General features: G+C 64.6%; 16 protein-coding genes and 1 pseudogene. 8 read left to right on the plus strand and 9 right to left on the minus strand.

Annotation, left to right across the window (positions count from 1 at the left end; translation table 11 throughout):
• Window positions 1-19 precede the first annotated feature (19 nt).
• Complete coding sequence (locus Q6A48_RS08495; protein WP_304553427.1) at window positions 20-1,546, plus strand: FAD-dependent monooxygenase; 1,527 nt, start codon at window positions 20-22, stop codon at window positions 1,544-1,546.
• Between the two features lie 17 nt (window positions 1,547-1,563).
• On the plus strand, window positions 1,564-2,190 hold the full coding sequence (locus tag Q6A48_RS08500; RefSeq protein WP_304553429.1) for a TetR family transcriptional regulator: 627 nt from the start codon (window positions 1,564-1,566) through the stop codon (window positions 2,188-2,190).
• 225 nt (window positions 2,191-2,415) lie between these two features.
• Here Q6A48_RS08500 and Q6A48_RS08505 read toward each other — a convergent pair whose 3' ends face one another.
• Window positions 2,416-2,748: a hypothetical protein gene (locus Q6A48_RS08505; protein WP_304553431.1), complete on the minus strand. Its 333-nt coding sequence runs from the start codon at window positions 2,746-2,748 to the stop codon at window positions 2,416-2,418.
• A 346-nt stretch (window positions 2,749-3,094) separates the two neighbouring features.
• On the opposite strand from Q6A48_RS08505, the gene Q6A48_RS08510 reads away from it, so the two are divergent.
• Window positions 3,095-4,861, plus strand: a complete 1,767-nt coding sequence (locus tag Q6A48_RS08510) for a S8/S53 family peptidase (RefSeq protein WP_304553433.1) — start codon at window positions 3,095-3,097, stop codon at window positions 4,859-4,861.
• A 36-nt stretch (window positions 4,862-4,897) separates the two neighbouring features.
• Here the strand turns inward: Q6A48_RS08510 and Q6A48_RS08515 are convergent, their stop codons facing one another.
• The 5 genes from Q6A48_RS08515 to Q6A48_RS08535 all read right to left on the minus strand — a co-directional run bounded on the left by Q6A48_RS08515 (window position 4,898) and on the right by Q6A48_RS08535 (window position 9,657).
• Window positions 4,898-6,508: a gamma-glutamyltransferase family protein gene (locus Q6A48_RS08515; RefSeq protein ID WP_304553435.1), complete on the minus strand. Its 1,611-nt coding sequence runs from the start codon at window positions 6,506-6,508 to the stop codon at window positions 4,898-4,900.
• A 28-nt stretch (window positions 6,509-6,536) separates the two neighbouring features.
• Window positions 6,537-7,316 (minus strand): amino acid ABC transporter ATP-binding protein, encoded by a 780-nt coding sequence (locus Q6A48_RS08520; protein WP_304553437.1) that lies wholly within the window; start codon window positions 7,314-7,316, stop codon window positions 6,537-6,539.
• Between the two features lie 2 nt (window positions 7,317-7,318).
• On the minus strand, window positions 7,319-8,095 hold the full coding sequence (locus tag Q6A48_RS08525; protein ID WP_304553438.1) for an amino acid ABC transporter permease: 777 nt from the start codon (window positions 8,093-8,095) through the stop codon (window positions 7,319-7,321).
• A gap of 12 nt (window positions 8,096-8,107) precedes the next feature.
• Window positions 8,108-8,914, minus strand: coding sequence for an ABC transporter substrate-binding protein (locus Q6A48_RS08530; protein WP_304553440.1), 807 nt, complete (start codon window positions 8,912-8,914; stop codon window positions 8,108-8,110).
• A gap of 74 nt (window positions 8,915-8,988) precedes the next feature.
• Window positions 8,989-9,657 (minus strand): GntR family transcriptional regulator, encoded by a 669-nt coding sequence (locus Q6A48_RS08535; protein WP_304553442.1) that lies wholly within the window; start codon window positions 9,655-9,657, stop codon window positions 8,989-8,991.
• A 293-nt stretch (window positions 9,658-9,950) separates the two neighbouring features.
• Between Q6A48_RS08535 and potE the strand changes: the two genes are divergently transcribed.
• The 4 genes from potE (at window position 9,951) to Q6A48_RS08555 (ending at window position 15,770) form a co-directional block, all read left to right on the plus strand.
• Window positions 9,951-11,360 (plus strand): putrescine-ornithine antiporter, encoded by a 1,410-nt coding sequence (gene potE / locus Q6A48_RS08540; protein WP_304553444.1) that lies wholly within the window; start codon window positions 9,951-9,953, stop codon window positions 11,358-11,360.
• A complete protein-coding gene (locus tag Q6A48_RS08545; RefSeq protein ID WP_304553446.1) occupies window positions 11,357-13,663 on the plus strand; it encodes an Orn/Lys/Arg family decarboxylase in 2,307 nt (768 codons plus the stop codon). Before potE ends, Q6A48_RS08545 begins: the two co-directional genes overlap by 4 nt.
• A gap of 127 nt (window positions 13,664-13,790) precedes the next feature.
• Entirely contained in the window at window positions 13,791-14,813 is a 1,023-nt protein-coding gene (locus tag Q6A48_RS08550; protein WP_304553448.1) for a response regulator, read from the plus strand.
• A gap of 3 nt (window positions 14,814-14,816) precedes the next feature.
• Window positions 14,817-15,770, plus strand: a complete 954-nt coding sequence (locus Q6A48_RS08555; RefSeq protein ID WP_304553450.1) for a sensor domain-containing diguanylate cyclase — start codon at window positions 14,817-14,819, stop codon at window positions 15,768-15,770.
• Between the two features lie 56 nt (window positions 15,771-15,826).
• Here the strand turns inward: Q6A48_RS08555 and Q6A48_RS08560 are convergent.
• Window positions 15,827-16,171: pseudogene (locus tag Q6A48_RS08560) on the minus strand (SDR family oxidoreductase); the annotation flags it as partial.
• A 58-nt stretch (window positions 16,172-16,229) separates the two neighbouring features.
• Window positions 16,230-18,578: a bifunctional acylase PvdQ gene (gene pvdQ / locus Q6A48_RS08565; RefSeq protein WP_304553512.1), complete on the minus strand. Its 2,349-nt coding sequence runs from the start codon at window positions 18,576-18,578 to the stop codon at window positions 16,230-16,232.
• Between the two features lie 296 nt (window positions 18,579-18,874).
• Here pvdQ and Q6A48_RS08570 point away from each other — a divergent pair, with 296 nt between their 5' ends.
• A complete protein-coding gene (locus tag Q6A48_RS08570; RefSeq protein ID WP_304553452.1) occupies window positions 18,875-19,255 on the plus strand; it encodes a fe2+ zn2+ uptake regulation protein in 381 nt (126 codons plus the stop codon).
• Window positions 19,256-19,264: 9 nt separating this feature from the next.
• On the opposite strand, the gene Q6A48_RS08575 is transcribed toward Q6A48_RS08570, so the two are convergent.
• The gene (locus Q6A48_RS08575) at window positions 19,265-19,453 is read right to left on the minus strand and encodes a hypothetical protein (protein ID WP_304553453.1); all 189 of its coding nucleotides are present in this window, start codon (window positions 19,451-19,453) and stop codon (window positions 19,265-19,267) included.
• Window positions 19,454-19,680 lie beyond the last annotated feature (227 nt).

The raw sequence follows: 19,680 nt of genomic DNA on the forward strand, positions 1-19,680 counted from the left end.
TATTCGCGAGGCCCAGCCCATGCCACAGACTCAGGTCCTGATTGTCGGAGCCGGCCCTACCGGATTGACGCTGGCGCTCTGGCTCCACCAGCAAGGCGTTGCCGTAAGGATCGTGGACAAGAGCAGTGGCCCGGGCGAAACATCCCGTGCCATGGCGCTGCAGGCACGTACGTTGGAGTTCTACCGCCAGCTCGACATGGCCGAAGCGGTCGTGGACGCCGGCTACAAGACGCCCGCCATGAACATGTGGGCCCGGGGCAATCGCAAGGCGCGGATCCCGTTGATCGATGCGGGCGAGGCGATTTCGCCCTACCCGTTTGTCCTGATCTACCCCCAGGATCGCCATGAGCGGCTGCTGATCGAGCGTCTCCAGTCACTGGGCATCGAGGTCGAGCGCCAGACTGAACTGGCGTCTTTCGAGGACGCAGCAGACCAGGTCACGGCCCGCTTGCGCCATGCCGATGGGCAGGAGGAAACGTTCACGGCGGCTTACCTGGCCGGATGCGACGGTGCCCGCTCCCTCGTGCGTCACGGGATCGGCAGTGGCTTCGAAGGCGGGACCTACAAGCAGCTTTTCTATGTCGCCGATGTCACCGCCAGCGGCGTCGAGCCCGCTGGGGAGGCGCATGTGGCGTTCGACAAGTCCGAGTTCGTGCTCGTGCTGTCCTACGGCGAGGCGGATCGCTACCGCCTGATCGGCACCGCCCTGGACGAACGTACCGAGCCGGCACACACCCTGACGTTTGCGGACGTCGGCCACGAGGCGATCGATGGCCTGGGCATCAAGGTCAGCGCAGTCAACTGGTTCTCGACCTATCGCGTCCATCATCGCGTCACCGACCGGTTCCGGCATGGCCGGTCGTTCCTGCTCGGAGACGCCGCCCACGTCCACAGCCCGGCGGGTGGCCAAGGCATGAACACGGGGATCCTGGATGCGATCAACCTGGCGTGGAAACTGGCGGCCGTCTTGAAGGGCAAGGCCGGCGATGCCTTGCTCGACAGCTACCCGGTCGAACGCCAGGCCTTTGCCCGCAAGCTGGTCGAGACCACGGACAAACTGTTCACCTTCGCGACCGCGCAAGGCGGGTTTGCCGATTTCGTGCGAACCCGCATCGCACCGGTCTTCGCGAGCGTCGCCTACAAGAGCGAAAACGTGCGCGAGTATTTGTTCCGCATGATCTCGCAGACCACGCTCAACTACCACGAGAGCCCGTTGAGCGAGGGCAAGGCCGGTGAAGTCCAGGCCGGTGACCGGCTGCCATGGGTGCCGGTGCCCGGGTCGGACAACTACGAGCCCCTGCGGGCCATCCAGTGGCAGGTTCATGTCTACGGTGAAGCCAAGGCAGAGCTGGTGGATGGGTGCAAGGCGCACGGCCTGCCGCTGCATGTCTTCGCCTGGCAGCCTGGGCACCGCAAGGCCGGCTTGGCCAGGGACGCGGCGTACCTGTTGCGCCCGGACACCTACGTGGCGCTGGCCGACCCCCATGCCGATCCCGCGACGCTGAGCCGCTATTTCAGTGAGCGCGGCTTTATACTGCCGGTTTGAAACAGTCAGGCCAGGCAATGGACGTTACCCAGAGCAAACCCAAATGGAGCCGGCGCAAGGACGCTCGCCCCGCCGAGATCATCGAGGCGGCGCTGGATGTGTTTGCCGAATGTGGCTTCGCGGCGGCCAAGCTGGGCGACGTGGCGCAGCGCGCTGGCGTAGTCAAGGGCACGCTTTATCGCTACTTCGACACCAAGGAAGACCTGTTTCGTGCCGTGGTGCAGCACGCTGTCGCAATCAACCTGCAAGGCATCGAGCAAGCATCGGCAGGCGATCAAGGAACGCTGCGCGAACGGGTGCCCCTGATGCTCGATGCCGCTGCCGGACGCCTGGGCGACCGCCGCGTCCCGGCCCTCGCCCGGCTGGTGATCGGCGAAAGCCGGACCTTCCCCGACCTCGCGACGATCTGGCACGACAACGTCGTGGCCCACCTGCTGAAGTTGCTGACAGGCGTCATTGGCGAAGCGCAACAGCGCGGTGAAGTTCGCCCCGGCGACCCGACCCTCTACGCGTTTTCCGTGTTGGGCCCGTTGATCGCCGGCGCGCTGTTCAAGGAGGTATTTGGCTCGTTCAGCCCCTATGCGCCGGACCTCCAGGGCCTGGCCCGGCAGCATGCCGAGACGGTGACCCGGGGGATGACCTAGAGGTCATCCGGCCAGTTCTGCCATTTGACCTCGTTGAATTGCGCCAGGCGTCAGGCAAGCCGTCCAGCCGCCGTCGGCGCGATGACACCGGCACCCTTAACATCACCGGCCCCGCCAGACCGCTATCGCGAGTAGGCTCACTCCCACAATTTGATCCGGGGTCATTTCAGGTTCTGAGCCCATCACCCATCCCGTGTGGGAGCGAGCCTGCTCGCGAAGGGGGCATCAGTGCCAACCTAACCTTCTGACCAACTCGCGACGGTACGGCGTATCGATCTGTTCGGGGGTCATCCGTATGTACTCACGGGCATGATCACGGGCCTCGCCAGTCAGGTTGGCAAGGTAGGCGATGGCTTCGTCGGCAGAAGGAACCTGGCCTTCCATGCCGTTGAAGCGCGGTGGCAGGGCTGTCCATATAACGGCATCCAATTGCCGGGCGCGGGCCCATTCAGCGATCGTGCCGACCGCCATCTTCGAGGTGCGCAATACCCCGATGCCATCCCGCCGGTCTTCGGGGATCTGCTCGCGCCTGCGTAGCGCCGCACAAGCGTCTTCCAATGTCTGAGCATCCAAGACAGCCCAGAGAACCTTGCATAGGGGCGCATTCGCACAAACCACGGTGGCGAGCTCTCCACCGTCGCCGACCCTCGAAAACTCGATAGGCAGCGTGGGACCGTCCATGAACCATTCACTGGCGAGCGGCAAGGCGTCTGGCTTCCAGATCAACGAACCCCATCCAAGACACGCGATCAACATTTTTCGATCCTTGAGAAATACGCGGCAGCGGCGTGATAGTCGATGGACAACCAAGCGAGCGGAGGAGTTTCGGCGCGCGCACGCCCTGGAACGTAACGGTCGATCCGGCAGTCGGAGCAATCAGGCCCCTTCCCGAGGAAACCACCCCATGTCCCTGCGTTCCGCCGCCCTCGCCGCCCTGCTTGCGTTGGCAACCCATCCCGCGATCGCTGCACAGGAACCGTTGCGCCTGGAGGGTCTCAAGCGTTGCGGCGATCTGCTGGACAGCCAGCACCAGGAGTGGTGCTTGGCCGTGCGCGGTCTGGGCGAGGCGGTGCCGACGCTGCAATTGGGCGCCAAGGCGCTGCCGGCGGACGCTGTCCGGCGCGACGGGAACACCTTGCGGCTCAGCCTGGCCAGCGCTCGCTACCAGAGCGGCCCGCTATGGCTGCGGGACGGGTCGCGCCAGAGCAACGCCGCCTGGTTGAGCCTGCGCAACAGCCATGTGCTGGCCGCAGGGCCCGGTGAAGTGGCGGACAATATGGACGGACTGTCCACCTACGTCGACCTGGTCAGCCTGTTGATCGAAGAAGATCACGACGGCCGCCAGGAAGCCGAGCGCCTTGCCCGCAAGTACGGGGCGCAGGTGGTTGGCAGCATCGCCCCGCTGAACCTGTACCAGCTCCGCCTGCCAGCCAAGGACCTGGTCCAGCGTGATGCGCTGGTGCTGCGCCTGGGCAGCGAGACCAGTGTCGATGCGGTGGTGGTCGAGGAGTCCGCGGCCGAAGAGAGCGAACAGGCGCCCGCCCGTACCGAGGAACCGCGCAAGCCGTCCCCGGACTCGGACGAATGGGCCGCCAACCGCTTCCTCGATGCGGTGAACTACTACCGGCGGCGCATCCCCGGGCGCCAGGCGCCCGTCCCCGTGCAACCGGTGCGCATCGGCCTGATCGAACGGAACGTCGATTTCGATACCGCCGATTTCGCCGATTACCTCGGGCCTTGCACGCTGCCACGCACCTGCGTGTATGCCCGCGACGCGGACAAGCCGGACAACCACGGCACCACCGTCGCCGGGATTCTCGCGGCGGGCTGGAACGACGGCGGCAACAGCGGTTTGCTGCGCGGCCTGGACAAGGCCAGCGGAGGCTTCGAGGTCATCGTCGAACGCGATTCCGATGCTGGCATCACTGCCAACATCGCCGCCTCGGTCAACCTGGTGGAAGACGGCGTGCGCGTGCTCAACTGGAGCTGGGGCATCCACCGCGTCGGCGCCAAGGACGTCAAGGGCGATGAGGTGGACTCCCTGCTGCGCTCGGGCATCGCCATGGGCGGCTACGAGGAACTGCTGGAAGAGTTTTTCCTCTGGCTGCGCAAGGAACACCCCGATGTGGTCGTGGTGAACTCCGCTGGCAATGGCGCCTCGTTCTCGGGCACCGATGAGTATCGCCTGCCGTCCTCCTTCATCACCGAACAACTGTTGGTAGTCGGCGGGCACCAACGCAGCGAGCGCGCCGACGTCGCCGTGGATGACCCCGGCTATGCGGTCAAGCGCAGCTCCTCGAACATCGACATGCGCGTCGACATCACGGCGGCCGCCTGTGCCCACGCCTCGACCAGCCGCGCCGGCGAGACCGGCGCCGTGCATTGCGGCACCTCCTACGCCACGCCGATGGTCGCCGGCCTGCTGGCGGCGATGCTGTCCATCAACCCGCAGCTGCAACCCGAGCAATTGCGCATGCTGCTGCGTCGCAGCGCCATGACCATCGGCGACAATCACGACTTCGAAAGGATGGATGCGGAGGACCTCACCGCGCCCATCCTGCCGTCGGAGCGCCGTTACCAGCTCAACGACCGGGACGTTGGCCGTTCGGCACGGTTGGACATGCAAAAGGCGCTGGACCTGGCGGTGCAGAGCCGCGAGCGCGTGCGCTGAACCGGCTGGCCCTGCCAGATCCGGTCGCGGCCTGGATCACCATACCGCAATGTGCGAATCCGCCCGTGGCTCGGTCCCGCCACACAGCACGCCACTGACCGGGTCGCGGAGGATGATCTGGCCGCGACCGTAGTGGGTCAGGTCGCTGCTGACCTGCACCTGGTGCCCGCGCCGGGCCAGGGCGTTGACCAGGTCCGGCGACGCGCCGTGCTCGATGCCGACGTTCATCCCGCCCAGCCATTGCCAGCGTGGTGCGTCCAGGGCAGCCTGGGGATTCAAGCCGAAATCCACCAAGTTCATGACCATTTGCACGTGCCCCTGGGGCTGCATGTAGCCGCCCATCACGCCAAAGGGCCCAAGGGCCTGGCCGTTTTGGGTGAGAAAACCGGGGATGATGGTGTGGAAGGTTTTCTTGCCCGGCGCCAGGCTGTTGGCGTGGGCCGGATCGAGGCTGAATTCCTGCCCGCGATTCTGCAGGGCGATGCCACTGTCGGGCAGCACCACGCCGGAGCCGAAGCCGTGGTAGTTGCTCTGGATGAACGAGACCATGTTGCCTTGCGCGTCGGCGGTCGCCAGGTACACCGTGCCGCTGGCGTGGGGGTCGCCAGGCGTGGGGGGCTGGGCCTGCTCGCCAATCTCCTGGCGGCGCCGGGCGCTGTAGTCGTCGCTGAGCAGGTCGGCCACGGCCACGCGCATGTGCAAGGGGTCGGTGATGTAGTGCAGGCCGTCGCTGTAGGCCAACTTCATCGCTTCGAGCTGGCGATGCCAGGTCTGCTGGCTGTCACGGTGATCGAAGCGAAAACCTTCGAGCAACTTCAGCGCCATCAAGGCCACGAGGCCTTGCCCGCTCGGCGGGATCTCCCAGACATCCACGCCCCGATAGTTGACGTGGATCGGCTCGACCCACTGGGCGCGATAATCCTTGAGGTCGGCGCTGCGCAAATAGCCGCCGCTGGCGCGCGAATGGGCGTCCAGGCGCTCGGCCAGGGCTCCGCGATAGAAGCTTTCGCAGCGGCTGGCGGCAAGTTCTTCCAGGGTGCGGGCCTGGGCCGGGTTGCAGAACACCTCCCCGGCCCGAGGCGCCCGGCCGTCAATCAGGAAGGTTTCGAACCACGCCTCCAGCACGGAGTCGCGATGGGGCGTGAACTCGTCCAGGGCCGCTTGCCATTGCCGGGCAACCACCGGCGACAGCGCAAAGCCGTCCCGCGCCAGGCTGATCGCCGGTTGCAGCAACTCGGCAAAGGGCAACTTGCCGAAGCGCTGCGACAGCTCGGCCCAGGCCGACGGACACCCCGGCACGGTCACCGGCGTCCAGCCATAGAGCGGCATCTGCCCATGGCCGGCGGCCTTGACCGCGTCGATATCCAGGGCCGCCGGCGCGTGGCCGTTGCCATTGAGGCCGTGCAGTTGCCCCTTGCACCAGACCAGGGCGAAGGCGTCGCCGCCAAGGCCGCAGCCGGTGGGCTCGACCACCGTCAGCGCCGCCGCCGTGGCGATGGCCGCATCGATGGCGTTGCCGCCCTTCTGCAAGATCTCGATACCGGCCTGGGCGGCCAGGGGCTGGGAGGCCGCCACCATGCCGCGACGGGCAAAGACGCTCTGGCGTTGCGAGGGGTAAGGGTATTCATGAGCCGAAAATTTCAACATGACAAAATCTCTTCACCAACGAAATGAGTCAAAGCACGCGACTGAGAAAAGCCCGGGTACGCGGATGGCTGGGATGGCTGAAGATCTGCTCGGGCGGTCCCTGCTCGATCAGTTCGCCCTGATCCAGCACCACCACGCGGTCGGCCACTTCGCGGGCAAAGCCCATTTCGTGGGTAACCACCACCATGGTCATGCCCTCCTCCGCCAGCTCCTTCATCACCTCCAGGACTTCGCCCACGGTTTCCGGGTCGAGGGCACTGGTGGGCTCATCGAACAGCATCGCCTGGGGCTTCATCGCCAAGGCCCGGGCGATCGCCACGCGCTGCTGTTGGCCGCCGGAGAGCATCGACGGGTAGTGGTCGGCCTTGTCCGCCAGGCCGACCCGTTCCAGCAGGCCGCGGGCCTGCTCCAGGGCCGCGCCGCGTGGCGTGCCGAGCACCTGGATCGGCGCTTCGATGATGTTCTCCAGGGCGGTCATGTGGGGGAACAGGTTGAAGCGCTGGAACACCATGCCGATGTCCCGGCGCTGGCGGGCGATGTTGCGTTCCGAATCCCGCACCAGGCTGCCATCGGCACGCTCGCGGTAGCCCATGGCCCGGCCGTTGACGCGGATGCGTCCGGCCTGGATGTCTTCCAGCAGGTTGATGCAACGGATGAAGGTGGTCTTGCCGGAGCCGGACGCCCCGATCAGCACCACCACCTCGCCACGTCGCACCTGCAGGGAGATGCCCTTGAGAATCTGTAGGTCGCCGAAGGACTTGTGCACGTCCAGCGCCTCGATGATCAGTTCTTCGCTCTTGTGCGCCATGGTTAACGTTCCCTCAGCAATTTCAGGCTGCTGCGCCCGAACATCCGGGTCGCGGCGGGTGGCGGTGACGACGGTCGGTCGGATTGACCGAAACGGGCCTCCAGCCAGCGCTGGAAGAAGCCCCAGAGGGTCGTCAGCAACAGGAAATAAATCGCCACCACCAGGTACAACTCGAACACCCGGAACGTCGCGGAAGTCACCATCTGGGTACTGAGCAGCAGCTCTTGCACACCGATCACGCTGACCAGCGTGGTGTTCTTGAGCATCACGTTGAACTCGTTGCCCAGCGGCGGAACGATGACCCGGAACGCCTGGGGCAGGATGACCCGGCGCATCAGCTTGGCGAACGTCATGCCCAGTGAACGCCCGGCCTCATACTGGCCCTTGTCGACCGCACCGATGCCGGCCCGGATGATCTCGGCCATGTAGGCGCCTTCATTGAGGCCCAGAGCAATGATCGCGGCCTGGATATTGCCGGGGATCACCAGGCCGAACAGCTCGATGTCTTCGAAACGGAAGACCCCGCCGGCGGCCAGTGCGGTGTAGAGAAAGACGATCTGCACCAGCAATGGCGTGCCACGCATCAGCCACACGTAGAAGCGCACCGGCATGTGCAGCAACGGGTTCTTCGACAACCGCAGCAGCGCTGCCGCCAACCCGAGCACGCAGCCCAGCAGCATCGCCAGCACGCTGATCACGCAGGTCAGCCAGAGCCCGGTGAGGTAGACCCCACTGGGCTGCAGCAGATACTGCCAGAACACATCCCAATTGAAATTCATCGACGCCTTCCCTCAATCGAGTGTGTCACTGGCGACGTGCCAATGATCGAGCAATTGGCGGTAGCTGCCGTCGCTGCGCATGTCGTTGATCACCTGCTGCACCGCGGCGCTCAATTGCGGGTCGTCCTTGCGGATGCCGAGGCCGGTGAGGATCCGGCTGAAGGCCGGGACACCCTCCTCGAACAGGTCGGGGGCCATGGCGGCGTAGTAACCGGCGGTTTCCACGGTGGTGCCGTAGGCATCGACCTGGCTGATGCGCAGCGCCTGGAACGCATCGGTGTCGGTGTTGTAGACCACCAGCTTCATCGGCGGCTTGCCGGCCTTGGCGAGCGTCTCGTTCTCGGCGTCGAGCAGGGTCTTGATGGTAGAGCCATTGAGTACCGCGACCTTGCGGGTGGACAGGTCCGCCAGCGTCTTGATGCCCTTCGGGTTGCCCTTGGGCACCACCACCGCCTGGCTGGAGTACATGTAGTTGACGATGTCGATGACTTCGCGGCGCTCGGGCTTGTCGAACAGCTGGTCGACGATCATGTCGCATTGCTTGGCCAACAGCGCCGGGAGCAACCCGGAGAACGGAATCACCCGCCATTCCACCTTCTTGTTCCCCAGGCGCTTGGCGATTTCCAGGCCCAGGTCGACCGTCAGCCCCCTGGGCTTCTGCGCCTCATCGAAGGCCACCAGCGGCGGTGAATCCATACCGGAGCAATAGACCAGTTTGTCGACCTGGAGCAAACGCTCCGGCACAACCGGGGCGGCCTGCGCCCACTGAGTACAGAATCCCAAGGATATTGCGGCGATCAACAGGCGAGGCTTATGCATGACCAGACACTCCAGTTCGGTGGGTAACGGGCAGTACTCAGCGTCAAAACACGGCAGGCTCGGGCCTGCTCTGGTTATTTTTTCGATTGCAGGAAACGGATCAGTTCAGGAACTGTGCCTTCGATGTGCGCACGCACGACCGCCTCGGCCTTTTCTGCATCGCCGGCGCGGATCGCCTCCAGGATCACCGCGTGTTCCTGGCGCGCGCTCAAGGGCTTGTCGACATGCTGCAGCCACAGGCGCATGGGCGCCTCCACCAGCGCGTAGAGGGCACTGATCTGCTTCAGCAATCGAGGGCGACCGCTGAGGCTGCACAGGTATTCATGGAACGCGCGATGCCGGCTGACCCACTCGGCGCTTTCGTCGCGGTAGTCATCCATTTCATCCAGCAGGCGCTCCAGGGCCGCCAGTTGCCGGGGCCCAATGCGCCCGACCGCGACACGCATCGCCAGGCCTTCGAGGGCGCTGCGCATTTCGAAGACTTCCTGCAGTTCGTCGATGTCCAGGCCACTGACGACCGCCCCGCGATTGGGCCGCAGCGTCACCAGGCCCTGGGCATCGAGGCGGCGAAACGCCTCGCGCACCGGCATCCGGCTCATGCCGATCTCGCTGGCGATGTCCTCGGCGATCAACCGGTCACCCTTGCGAAAGCGCCCGCCGCAAATGGCTTCCAACAGGAAGTTGTACGCCTCTTCCTCGGCGGTCATCGGTGGACGCTCGGCGAACGTCGGAGCGAATTGCATGGCGGCACCCTCTGTATTTTTGTATCCAATTATCCATGGATTCAAAAAAGCAGAATGCGTGCCAATCTACCCACCCCTCTAGGTAAATGACTGATTTGCTTGAAAAGCTCATCGCTGGCAGGGAACAGAGGACGGATTCTATTTGGCCGCGAGGTGCTACCGAATGGCTCAGGCCTGCCTCTTGAGTGTGCAGCACGGTAGCCAAGTAACACCGTGCCAACGCCGAGAACATTGCGACATCCGGATAATTAGCTATAGCTAAACCTTTACTCCGGGATCGAGTGAGGCATGGAATGTCAGTCGCTAAGAAAATGACGGTGGCGCAGTTGACCCTATTGACCGCCGTCAACATGCTGGGCTCGGGCATTGTGCTGTTACCGACCAAACTGGCCGAAGTGGGCGCCATTTCCATCCTGTCATGGCTCGTCACCGCCACCGGTTCCCTGGCGCTGGCCTACGCGTTCGCCCGCTGTGGGATGCTCAGTCGCAAGACAGGCGGCATGGGGGGCTATGCCGAATACACCTTCGGCAAGGCCGGCAACTACATCACCAACTACACCTACGGCCTGTCGCTGTTGATTGCCAACGTGGCGATCAGCATCACCGCCGTCGGCTACATCCAGGAGCTGTTCCAGCTCAAGCTCGACTCATTGCAAGTGGGGCTGGCGACCATTGCGCTGCTGTGGATCACCACCTTCGCCAACTTCGGCGGTGCGCGGATCACCGGGCGGATCGGCGCCGTCACCGTGTGGGGGGTGATCGCGCCGGTGGTGCTGGTCTCGACCATCGGTTGGTTCTGGTTCGACAGCAGTGTCTACGCCGCCGGTTGGAACCCCCACGACAAGAGCTGGTACGAAGCGGCCGGCGCGTCGGTGGCGATCACCTTGTGGGCGTTCCTCGGGCTGGAGTCGGCCTGCGCCAACACCGATGCGGTGGAAAACCCCGAAAGGAACGTGCCGATCGCCGTGCTGGGCGGGACCCTGGGGGCGGCCGTGCTCTATATCGTGTCCACCAACGTGATCGCGGGCATCGTCGACAACGCCGAACTGGCGGCGTCCACGGCGCCATTTGGGTTGGCGTTCGCCAAGATGTTCAACCCAATGGTGGGCAACGTCGTGATGGGGCTGATGGTGCTGGCGTGCGTCGGCTCGCTGCTTGGTTGGCAGTTCACCATTGCCCAGGTCTACAAGAGCTCGGCGGACACCGGGTATTTCCTGGCGATCTTCGCCAAGGCCAACAAGGCCGGTACGCCGATCGTCGGCATGCTGGTGTTGCTCGCCGCGCAGACGGCCCTGGGGCTGCTGACCATCAGCCCGGACCTGAGCAAGCAGTTCGACACCCTCGTCAACCTCGCGGTGGTCACCAACCTGGTGCCCTACATCCTGTCCATGGCGGCCCTGATGACCTTGCAGAAGGTTTCCAACGTGCCGCCTGGCAAGGCCCTGGTCACCAACATCATTGCCTGGGTCGCGGCCGCCTACAGCTACCTCGCGCTGTACAGCTCAGGCGAGCAGGCGCTGATGCTCGGCGGCGTGGCGACCATCTTCGGCTACACCCTGTTCGGCTTCGTCAACAACCGGCTCATTCGCCTTGAAGCCCTCAACAACAGCGTTCCGACGCAAACCGTCAGCGCGCAGCACCTGGTGGGTGACCCCGTACCGGTGAACCATCTGAACAAAGGCATCCTGGAGGCTCAATCATGACGGAAAGTACCCACACCCTCGGGATGCTCACCCTGCTGGTCAGCAGCCCGCCGGACAAGCGCACGGTGTTCGGCCGTGCCCTGAACCAGTTGATCAGCGACGTCGAGCAGCGCGCCATCAGCGTGCTGGTGTCGGAGTCCCTGGCCGATGCGACATCGATCCTCAATTCCGACCCGGCCATCCAATGCGTCCTGCTCAGTTGGGAAATGGACACCAGCGAAAGCCACGAGGAGTGCATCAAGCTGCTGACCAACCTGCGCGAACGCAATACCCGGGTACCGGTGTTCCTGATCAGCGATCGCAGCACCGCGTCCAGCATCCCGCTGGTGGTGATGCAGCACGCCGACGACTTCATCTGGCTGCCGGAGGACACCAGCCGGTTCCTCAGCGGGCGGATCCTGGCGGCCATCGAACGCTACCGCAAGGCGGCCCTGCCACCGATGTTCGGTGCCCTGGTCAAGTTCGCCCGGTCCTACGAGTATTCCTGGCACACGCCCGGGCATGCCGGCGGCACGGCGTTCCTGAAAAGTACCGCCGGGCGAGCGTTCTACGAGTTCTTCGGGGAAAACCTGCTGCGTTCGGACCTGTCCATCTCGGTCGGCGAGCTGGGGTCGCTGCTGGACCACAGCGGCCCCATCGGCCAGGGCGAGCGCTACGCCGCCAAGGTGTTCGGTGCCCACCGCACCTACTACGTCACCAACGGTTCGTCGATGTCCAACCGGGTGATCCTGATGGCCAGCGTCACACGCAACCAGATCGCCCTTTGCGACCGCAACTGCCACAAGTCCGCCGAGCATGCGATGACCCTGTCCGGCGCCCTGCCCACCTACCTGGTGCCGACCCGCAACCGCTACGGCATCATCGGCCCGATCCTGCCGCAGACGCTGAGTGCCGAAGGGGTCAAGGCGGCCATCGCGAACAACCCGATGGTCAAGGCCGGCATCGACCCGACGCCGGTGCACGCGATCATCACCAACTCCACCTACGACGGCCTGACCTACAACGTCACCCGCGTCGAAGAACTGCTCGGGCAGAGCGTCGACCGCCTGCATTTCGATGAAGCCTGGTACGGCTATGCGCGTTTCAACCCGCTGTATCGCGAGCGCTTCGCCATGCACGGCAGCCCCGACGACCACGATGATTCCAAGCCGACCGTGTTCGCCACCCAGTCGACGCACAAGCTGCTGGCCGCCCTGTCCCAGGCCTCGATGATCCACGTGCGCAATGGTCGCAACCCGATCGAGCACGGACGTTTCAACGAGTCGTTCATGATGCACGCCTCGACCTCGCCCAACTACGCGATCATGGCGTCCTGCGACGTCAGTTCGGCCATGATGGAAGCGCCGAACGGGCGGATCCTCACCAGCGAATCCATCGAGGAAGCCGTCGCGTTCCGCCAGGTCCTGTCGCGCATGCACAATGAGATGCAGGGCAAGGACGAGTGGTTCTTCACCTGCTGGCAGCCGCCATCGGTGCGGGTGGACGGCGCCCAAGTGCCGTTCCATGCCGCCGACCCGGCGATGCTGCGGACCGACCCGGACTGTTGGGTGCTGCACCCGAACGAAGTCTGGCACGGCTTCGGCGACATCGAGGACGGCTACTGCATGCTCGACCCGATCAAGGTGTCGGTGCTGAGCCCGGGCATGGGTGATGACGGCCAGCTGCAGGATTTCGGCATACCGGCCTGCGTCGTCACCGCCTACCTCGGGACCCAGGGCATCGTGGTGGAGAAAACCACCGATTTCACCATCCTGTTCCTGTTCTCCATCGGCATCACCAAAGGCAAATGGGGCACCCTGGTCAACGCCCTGCTCGACTTCAAGCGCGACTATGACGAAAACCTCGAACTGGAGCTGTGCCTGCCGGACCTGCTGGCCGCCAACCAGCAGCGCTACGCCGGCATGGGCCTCAAGGACCTGGCCGATGAGATCTTCGCCGCCATGAAGAAACACAAGACCACCGCCTCCATGGCCCAGGCGTTCGGCATGCTGCCCCAAGCCCAGTACAGCCCGGTCGAGGCCTACGAGAAACTGGTGCGCAACGACATCGAGAAGGTCACCCTGGAGCACGCCGCCGGACGCATCGCCGCCACCGGGATCGTGCCGTACCCACCAGGGATTCCCCTACTGATGCCGGGCGAAAATGCCGGCCCGGCGGACGGACCGCTGCTGGCCTACCTGAAAGCGCTGGAAGCCTTCGACCGGTCCTTTCCCGGCTTCACCCATGACACCCACGGGATCGAGGCAGAGGACGGCGTCTATCACCTGTTGGTGCTCAAAGGCGATGGCGGGGTTATCGATTGATCGGCCCCCACCCCCTGACGGCAGGCCTGGCCCGTCCCAGGCAAGGATGCAACTTTGCTGAATTCGTGAACGCGAGCGCGGTCGGAACAGTTAAGCCTGTGGCATGATGCCCATAGGATTTTCCCTGATGTCCAACCCTTGGCGAGCGTCTCCTGTGTCAGTGATTCCCCTAGTGGTATGCGATGACTCCAACATGGCCCGCAAGCAGGTACTGCGGGCACTGCCGGCGGATTGGCCGGTTTCCATCACCGAAGCAACCAATGGCCGCCAGGCCATGGAGGCTATCCGCCAGGGCTTGGGACAGGTGGTGCTGCTCGACCTGACCATGCCGGAAATGGACGGCTACCAGGTCCTGGGTGCCCTGCGCGATGAGGGCCTCAAGGCCCAGGTCATCGTGATCTCCGGTGACGTCCAGGAAGAAGCGGTGCGCCGCGTGCACGAACTGGGCGCGCTGGCGTTCCTGAAAAAACCCTTCGACGAAGCCGAATTGCGCCGCACCCTGGGCAAGCTGGGGCTCCTGGCGAAACCCGGGCAGTTGCCGCCGCCGCGCGCGGTAGCGAACACGGCGATCAGTTTCCACGATGCATTCCGCGAGACGGTCAACGTCGCCATCGGCCGCGCCGCCGCCCTCATCGCCAGGGTGCTCGGAGTGTTCGTGCAATTGCCGGTACCCAACGTGAACATCCTCGAAGTCGGCGAACTGCACATGGCCCTGGCCGATGCCAGCAACTCCCAGCAACTGACCGCGATCTGCCAGGGTTTCATCGGCGGTGGCATTGCCGGCGAGGCGCTGCTGATGTTCCACGACTCGGAGATCACCGACATCGCCCAGCTGATGCAGCGCGAAAGTGCCGATTATTCCGACCTGGAAATGCTGCTGGACCTCTCCAGCGTGCTGATCGGCGCCTGCCTGAGCAGCATCGCCGAACAGGTCGACGTGGGCTTTTCCCAGGGCCACCCGCAGATTCTTGGCCAGCACGCGGCCATCGACGAGCTGATCCGGGTCAACCGCAAGCGCTGGAAAAAGACCCTGGCCGTGGAAATCAGCTACAGCCTGGAGGGCCACGATATCCGCTTCGACCTGTTGCTGCTGTTCACCGAGGATTCCATCCCCCGGTTGACCCACAAACTCGCCTACTTGATGAACTGAGCCATGAACGATTCTATCGATCTGAACGAATTCCACTGGTTGTTGGCCGTCGTCCAGAGCATTGACGTCGGGGTGGTGGTGCTCGACCGCGACTACCGCGTGCAGGTCTGGAACACCTTCATGGAGAACCGTTCCGGCATACAGCCCAAGGATGCCCAGAACCAGCACTTCTTCAGCCTGTTTCCGGAAGTCGACCGGCAATGGTTCAGCCGCAAGGTGGAAAGTGTCGCCACCCTGGGCACGCCGGCGTTCACCATCTGGGAACAGCGCCCGTACCTGGTGCGCTTCATGAACTACCAGCCGATCACCGGCGAAGAAGAGTTCATGTACCAGAACACCACGCTGCTGCCACTGCACTCCCCCGACAGCAAGATCAACCACATCTGCCTGGTGATCTACGACGTCACCGACGTCGCCACCAATCGCCATCAACTGCAGGCCGCCAATGCCCAACTGCAGCAGCTCTCCAGCATCGACCGCCTGACCGGCCTGTACAACCGCGGCCACTGGGAGGAAAACCTCAAGGCCGCCTACGCCAGGCACCTGCGCTATGGCAACGCGCTGAGCCTGGTGATGTTCGACATCGATCATTTCAAGCGGGTCAACGACACCTACGGTCACCAGGCCGGCGACAAGGTGATCGAGCAGGTCGCCCGGGTCCTGCGCGAACACGTGCGCGACTCAGATGCGGCCGGGCGCTACGGCGGCGAAGAATTCGGCGTGGTGCTGTCCGACACCGACAAGGCCGGCGCCCAAGTGTTTGCCGAGCGCCTGCGCAAGGCGATCGAAGGCCTGGAGGTGCTGCACGGCGACCAGAGCATCCGCTTCACCATCAGCCTCGGCGTCGCCGACCTCAGCCAGCCCGCCAACAGCCATGCGGACCTGATCGCCTGGTCGGACCACGCGTTGTACACGTCCAAGGAGACCGGGCGCAATCGGGTCACGGTGTATGGGTAACACGACGGCTCAAAGGCCTCAGCCCTCAGGACTTGAGGCATAGGCCGAACCGGCTTTCAACCCAGGTCGCCACCGCCCACCGGCAACGTGACGCCGGTGATGTACGAGGCTTCATCGCAGGCCAGGAACAGGATCGCCGCCGCCTGTTCGTCCAGGGTGCCGTAGCGTTTCATCAAGCTGCTGTCCAGGGTCTGGTCGACGATCTGCTGGTACCAGACTTTTTCCTCCGGGCTCTGCTCGGCGCCGTTTCGTGGAATCAACCGCGGCGGTGCCTCGGTGCCGCCGGGCGCCGTGGCGTTGACCCGTATGCCGCGTCCCGCCGTTTCGAAGGCCAGGCAGGCGGTCAACGCGTTGACCCCGCCCTTCGCGGCGCCGTAAGGCACCCGATTGACACTGCGGGTGGGCCCAGGTGTCGTGACCACGACACCGGCCCAGTGTGGGAGCGAGTTTGCTCGCGAACTAGTGCGTGGCCACCCGGCCTGTCTCGTCACGCTCGCGAATGATCAGGGCCTGGTAATGCGGATCGGCCTTGATCTGTTGCTCGGTGAACGGCAGCACGCTCCATTGTTTCTGCGAAAACGCCCGGGTCTGGTCGGCCGAGTACGGCGATGCCGGGTCGCTGGACAGGGAGAATGCCAGCAATCCCTGGGCCTGGGGGCCCTTGCCGTCGAACGTCACCACTTGCAGGTAGCTGGTGCCGCTGACCACTTCGCGCTTGCCATTCGCCGCCGGCACGCTCTGGATGGCGTTGTAGATGCCCAGCTCTCCCGGCCCGCCGTGGATCGGTGTCTGCCGGTCGCCGCTGCTGGCGACTTGAATGTCTTGCCACTGGTGATCCCTGGACCAGTGCGCCGCTTTCACCGCTTCCACCGAAGCGAGCATGGCTTCGCGCACGGCCTTGAGCACCGGCGGCCGCTCGACTGCCAGGCCTCGCGGCGTGTGTTGCGGGTCTTTCGGATCGAACGCGACGCGCCACGCGTCAGGCATCGCCTGCACCCGCGCCATGATCTGCTGAAAGTGGACGAAGCCCAGCCCGCTATGCAGTCCGGCGGTGCGGTCCCAGGCCTTGAGGCTGGCGCAGGCCTCGGCCAATGCCGCCGCGCCCGCCCCGGCCTCGGCGGCGCACGCGCCAAGCAAGTCCGGCACGACCTGGTCGGCCAGGTAGACCCGATCGTCCATGACCATGCGCTGCAGGTCCTGCACCTTCACCGGGCCTTGCTTGGCCAGGGCGCCCAGGCGATCCAGGGCGAACCGCGACCGCAGGCCCAGCGGCTGGCCCTGTTGGCTGATCAGCGGCGAGTAGCCGGACAGTGGCTGCGCGGGGTTGACCATCCAGGCCGAATCGTTGGAGTTCTGCACGTAGTCGCGCCGCAGCAGCTGCGGCAATCGATCAGCGGCATAGATACCCGGCTGCGCGGCCTTCGGATCGACGTCCCAGGCACACTCACTGCGCGAACCGTCCAGCACGATCAGCTGCAGCCCGGCCCGGGGATCGCTGCACCGCGCCAGCTTGGCGGCATCGACGTTCGGCACCACCGACAGGTTCATGTAGAGGCTCTCCCCCTGGTCGTCCACCGCCAGGGTGTTGACCCAGGGGATGCCCTGGATCCGGTGCACGGCGTCCTGCAGGTCCTTGAGCGTGACCGCCTGGTTCATGGCGCGCCACTGCTCCAGCACGCGATCATTGTCCAGGTTGGCGTCCCGCAGGCTGAAGGCGAAGCGGTTGTCCCAATCCAGCCGGCCCGGCCATTGGACGATCGGACCAAACTGCGAGGCGTAGACCACCCGGGACACCGTCCGCACCTGGCCGTCGGGCTGCTTGACGTCCACCGTGACCGTTTGCTGGCTCATCGGCACCGACTGCCCGTCGATCAGGTAGCGGGTCGGGTCCTTCGGGTCGAGTTGCAGGCGGTACAGGGTGAAATGCTTGGAGGTGTCGACGGTGTGGGTCCAGGCCAGGTGCTGGCTGAAGCCGATATTGATCACCGGCAGGCCTGGCAGCGCCGCGCCCATCACATCCAGCTTGCCGGGAATGGTCAGGTGCATCTGGTAGAAACGCATGCCGCCCATCCAGGGGAAATGCGGGTTGGCCAGCAGCATGCCGCGACCGTTGAACGAGCGCTCGCTGCCGATGGCCAGCGCATTGCTGCCGCGTTCCAGGGCGAAGCGCTGCTGCCGCGCCGCGGCCCCGGCGAAACCGTTGGCGGCCGAACCTTCGAGTGCCGTGGCCTGGGGTGGCTGTGCACCGGCCAGGGCCTCGGCGAACTGGCCGACACCGCCTTCCACCAACAAGCGCCGGGTCAACTTGACCAGATCCAGCGCCGTGATCGGCCGTACCCACTCGCTGGCGCACTGCTCGGGCAGGCCCTTGGCCTTGCGTTCGGCCAGCGCCCGGTTGTAGCCCGCCACGTAGCCTTCGATCCGTTGCTGGACCGGCGGCGTCTGGGCCTGCCAGAAGCCGGACACCGCCTGCGGCGTGTTGAGCCAACTGAAGAACACATCGCTGACGCGGTTCTCCCGCTGCTCCAGCGTGAGCTGTTCGGGCCCGAAATAGCGCGAGCGCTGGGCATTGACGGTGACGATCTCGTTCGCCAGCAGGCAGAGATTGTCCTGGGCGTACGCATAGCCGATGCCGTAGCCCAGGCCCCGCTCATCCTGGGCGCGAATATGCGGCACGCCAAACTGGGTACGGCGGATCTCGGCGCTGGCCTGCGCCAGGTCATCCTGCGCATCGACCACCGGGCTGAGCCCCAGGGCCACGCCCATCACCGCGCCCGCGAGGGCCATCCTCGATAACTGCCCGGACATTCTCACGTTCACTCCAGATTCCTGCTTCAGAAACCCAGGCGGCTACCGGCAATCGCGACGATCACCGGCGGCCCGCCTGGAACACCCACATACCGCCCGTTGCAGCGCAATGTGCCTCCCCTGAAAACGAACCGGATGAAAAAAAATTAATCGCCCGACCGGCGCCCGATCACAAGCGTTGACGAAACCTGGGCAATTTTTTCACATCCCGACCTTCATGATTGCCCGCCCTCGTTCGTCCTATTACAGGAGAGTATCCGTGACCTTTTCTGAACAGGCTGGTAAGGAGTTTCTGCATGCGTAACGCGCAACTGCCCATGGAGGGCAAGCCACGAGCGACCGGCGTCTCGCTGGGCGCCCACCCTCCCGTCTTCGCCCGGCCCGCCGAGCGAGCCGGCAATGAACAGATCCGGCGCCTGCTCAAGAGCTTCGGGCTCAGGACCAGCCTGATTCGCCTCAAGGTGATCGATGCGCTGCTCAAGGCGGCCGACGAGAATCAAGGCCTGGGCGTGCGGGGCGTACACAGCCAATTGCTGGGGCTGGACATTCCGTTGTCCTTCCTCAGCGTGCGCGAGGTCTTGAAGCGCCTGTGCAGCGAGGGGGTGATCGTCCTCAATCCCGACAAGAGCTATTGCCTGCACCCCAAGGCCATGGCCGTGATCGAGGCAGGCGAATGACGCCTGGCCTCAGGGCTTGACCTTGCGCCGCATCACGCCGTTGATCACCACCACGATGACCGCCACGGCAATGGCGATGTACTGAAACAGCTGCTCGCTGATCATGCCCTTGCCCTGCATCCAGGACAGGCCCAGCATGATCGCCAGGACCACGACGACGATCAGAATCGAGTATTTCAAGCGTTGTGAATGAGTCATTGCCAATTTCCTGAATGTTTCCGTTCTGTAGCCCGGGCCTGCCGGGCCGGCACCGCATCGAGCGACGATGGGCAGCGCACGGGCGGCCCATGGTACAGCCCCACCTGCCTCTTCGCCTATGCCACCGGTGGCGATCATTGCCCGCAGGCCCACCGCCCCGCCGATGCGCGGTATTCAAGCTTGGCACCAGCCAGCCGATACAAACTGGTACGTTCATACCAATTGTC

It is taken from the genome of Pseudomonas citrullilanati (assembly GCF_030580855.1).
Lineage (GTDB): Bacteria > Pseudomonadota > Gammaproteobacteria > Pseudomonadales > Pseudomonadaceae > Aquipseudomonas > Aquipseudomonas citrulli.